The organism is Pseudoflavonifractor phocaeensis, from assembly GCF_016901955.1.
Lineage (GTDB): Bacteria > Bacillota > Clostridia > Oscillospirales > Oscillospiraceae > Flavonifractor > Flavonifractor phocaeensis_A.
This window is the reverse complement of sequence record NZ_JACJLC010000161.1, coordinates 1-2,649: the sequence shown is the minus strand read 5'-3', so window position 1 is coordinate 2,649 and position 2,649 is coordinate 1. Positions and strand designations below refer to the sequence as shown.

Below are 2,649 nucleotides of genomic sequence, written 5' to 3'. Positions count from 1 at the left end.
TTTATCCACCGCCCCGTCCCGTTCAAATCCGTAGGGGCGACCTGTGGTCGCCCGCCGTTCCGACACGGGAACTGATACGCCGGACCCGCAAGCGCTCCCCCAGGGGGCGGCCGACCGACGCCCCGCCGATCACTGCCGGGTGGATGATATCCGCCCCTACAGACGGCCAGGCAAGCAGGTGGGTTGTGGATTCCCATCCGGGTGCCGGTATTGCCGTAGGGGCGATTATCAATCGCCCGCCCTTTCGCCCGTTACCCTTGACTTTCCCACTCCGTTGCATTATAATCTTCTACAGAAGAAGAAGTTCTACATCTGACGAAGGAGGTGCAAATCATGAAAGAGGACATCCGCCGTCTGCCGGACAGCGAGCTGGCCCTGATGCAGATCATCTGGCGTCAGGAGCCGCCGGTGACCCGCGCGGACATTGAGGCCGCTCTGGACGACACCCATCCCCTGGCCCCCACCACCATCCTCACCTTTCTCACCCGGCTGTGCGACAAGGGCTTTCTGGCCCTGGAGCGCCGGGGGAAGGTGAACTATTACACCCCCCTCATTTCGGAAAAGTCCTATCTGGCCCAGGCCAGCCGCGGGGTGCTGGATCAGCTCTTCGGGGGCTCGGTGGCCGCCCTGGCCACCTCCCTGGTGGACGCCGGGGTGAGCCGGGAGGAGCTGGAGGAGCTGCGCCGGATGCTGGAGGAGGGACGGCTGTGAACTACGTGATAATCTGGGCCTTCCGCCTGTTTGAGGCCGCCCTGCTGGCCTTTGGGGTGGCCTACGCCTTCCACCGGGAGTGGACGTACGAACAGCAGGTGGCTCTCACCGGCTACACCGTCCGGAACAACGGCGGGCGCTACACCGTGATCTGGCTCACCCCATGGGCGCTACCCCTGATGGTGGTCCTGCTGTGGCTGATCTCTCTGCCCTTCTCCGGTCTGGCCGCCGCCAACGCCCTGGTGGCCGAGTTTTCCCTCCAGCTGGTGGTGCTGCTCACCTGCTATTTCGGGGCGCTGCTGCTCCTCCTCCCCCTGCTGCGGCAGAAGATCTCCGCCCGGGCCTGCGCCACCCTGTGGCTGCTGCCCATTTTCCTCTACTACAACCTGGCGGTGTGGCAGCGGGGCTACCTGCCGCCTCCGGTGGTACTGCGCCTCCCCGCCGGTCTGGCCCCCCTGCTGGCGGGCCTGTGGGCAGCGGGGTTCTGCGCCGTGGTGCTGTGGCATATGGTTTCCCACCTCCGGTTCCGCCGGGCCATTTTAAGGGACGCCAAACCGGTGGAGGACCCGGACACGTTCAATTTGTGGTGTGATGAGCAGCGCAATGCCCTGCTGAAGCGGCACATCAGGCTGGTCACCAGCCCCCATGTCACCTCCCCCCTCACCATCGGCCTGACCCTCCGGTCCATGCGCACCGTCCTGCCGGAGCGGGCCTACACCCTGGACCAGTACCGGCTCATCTTCCGCCATGAGCTGCGCCACGTCCAGCGGCGGGATGTGGACACCAAGTGCTTTTACATCTTCTGCAAGGCCCTGTGCTGGTTCAATCCCCTGGTGTGGATTGCCCTGAACAAGGCCTCCGCCGACCTGGAGCTGTCCTGCGACGAGATGGTGGTTCTGGGGGCGGCAGAGGATACCCGGAAAGAGTACGCCGCCCTGCTGCTGGACTGCGCCGGGGATGACCGGGGGCTGTCCACCTGCCTGTCCGCCTCGGCCTCCAGCCTCCGCCGGCGGCTGAAAGGGGTGGTCAGCCCCGGGGAGCACACCGCGGGGACCAAGCTGCTGGCCCTGGTCATGACTCTGCTGGTGCTGTGCTCCGGCCTGGTGGGGGTGAGCTTCCGCTCCGGCACACTGGGGGAGGTGGTGCTGCCCGCCCAGGTGGAGCCCTACTTCGTCAGCCTGCGGGGGGACGGCCTGGGGGGAAGCGTGGACGAGCCCAGCCCCGGGGTGACCCAGGCCCTGCTGGACTATCTCTCCCCCCTGCCGGTGACCAGGCTGGCCACCGGCCAGCAGGTGTGGGGCAGCGCCCAGCCGGTGCTCACCCTCTACCTCCCCGGCGGCTGGTTTTTCCTCACCGACGGGCTGTGTTCCATTCAAAACCCCATGTCCGACCAGATCACCTCGGTGCTCTACCGGGTGGACGAGCCGGTGGACTGGGACCGTCTGGAGGCCATCGTAAAGGAGGGAGCCTGATGGATATCCTTACCTCTGTCTCATTGGTGACCCGGCTGACCACCGGTCGGGAGCTCTACGGGGCCACCCCCTCCCTCACCCTGGGGTTCAATGACAAGGCCCTCCGGCTGGAGGTGCAGGACCAGCTGTGCGTCTTCTATGTCCAGGGGACCCGTGACCTGACCGCCACCATCTGGCAGATCGACCAGCCGGTGGACTGGGCCTATGTGCTGGAGGTGCTGACAGAGGACCTCTGACCGGACGGGGACGGCGCAGCCGGGCGGGTCTGGGACCCGCCCCTACATAATGGTGTGGAAAGCGTACCGCCGGGCCGTCGGGGACACCGGCCCCTACGACGGCTCCCCGTAGGGGGCGGCCTCCGGACACCCCGCCCGCCCTTTTGTCCACCGCACCATTCCCATTCAACGCCGTAGGGGCGACCTGTGGTCGCCCGCCCCTCCGTCCGCCGCCCCATCCCGTCCAACGC

General features: G+C 66.7%; 3 protein-coding genes. All 3 read left to right on the top strand.

Features of this window, described 5'->3' with window-relative positions:
- Positions 1-333 precede the first annotated feature (333 nt).
- The 3 genes from H6B51_RS16765 to H6B51_RS16755 are packed head-to-tail and all read left to right on the top strand — an operon-like array spanning position 334 to position 2,419.
- Positions 334-711: a BlaI/MecI/CopY family transcriptional regulator gene (locus H6B51_RS16765; RefSeq protein ID WP_204884739.1), complete on the top strand. Its 378-nt coding sequence runs from the start codon at positions 334-336 to the stop codon at positions 709-711.
- A complete protein-coding gene (locus H6B51_RS16760) occupies positions 708-2,183 on the top strand; it encodes a M56 family metallopeptidase (protein WP_204884738.1) in 1,476 nt (491 codons plus the stop codon). Before H6B51_RS16765 ends, H6B51_RS16760 begins: the two co-directional genes overlap by 4 nt.
- Entirely contained in the window at positions 2,183-2,419 is a 237-nt protein-coding gene (locus H6B51_RS16755) for a hypothetical protein (RefSeq protein WP_204884737.1), read from the top strand. The genes H6B51_RS16760 and H6B51_RS16755 overlap by 1 nt, the downstream gene beginning before the upstream one ends.
- Positions 2,420-2,649: the final 230 nt, after the last annotated feature.

Bases quoted from the DNA above. Each gene is read 5' to 3' on its own strand.
- H6B51_RS16765 (WP_204884739.1), top strand. From the start codon at position 334: ATGAAAGAGGACATCCGCCGTCTGCCGGACAGCGAGCTGGCCCTGATG.
- H6B51_RS16755 (WP_204884737.1), top strand. From the start codon at position 2,183: ATGGATATCCTTACCTCTGTCTCATTGGTGACCCGGCTGACCACCGGT.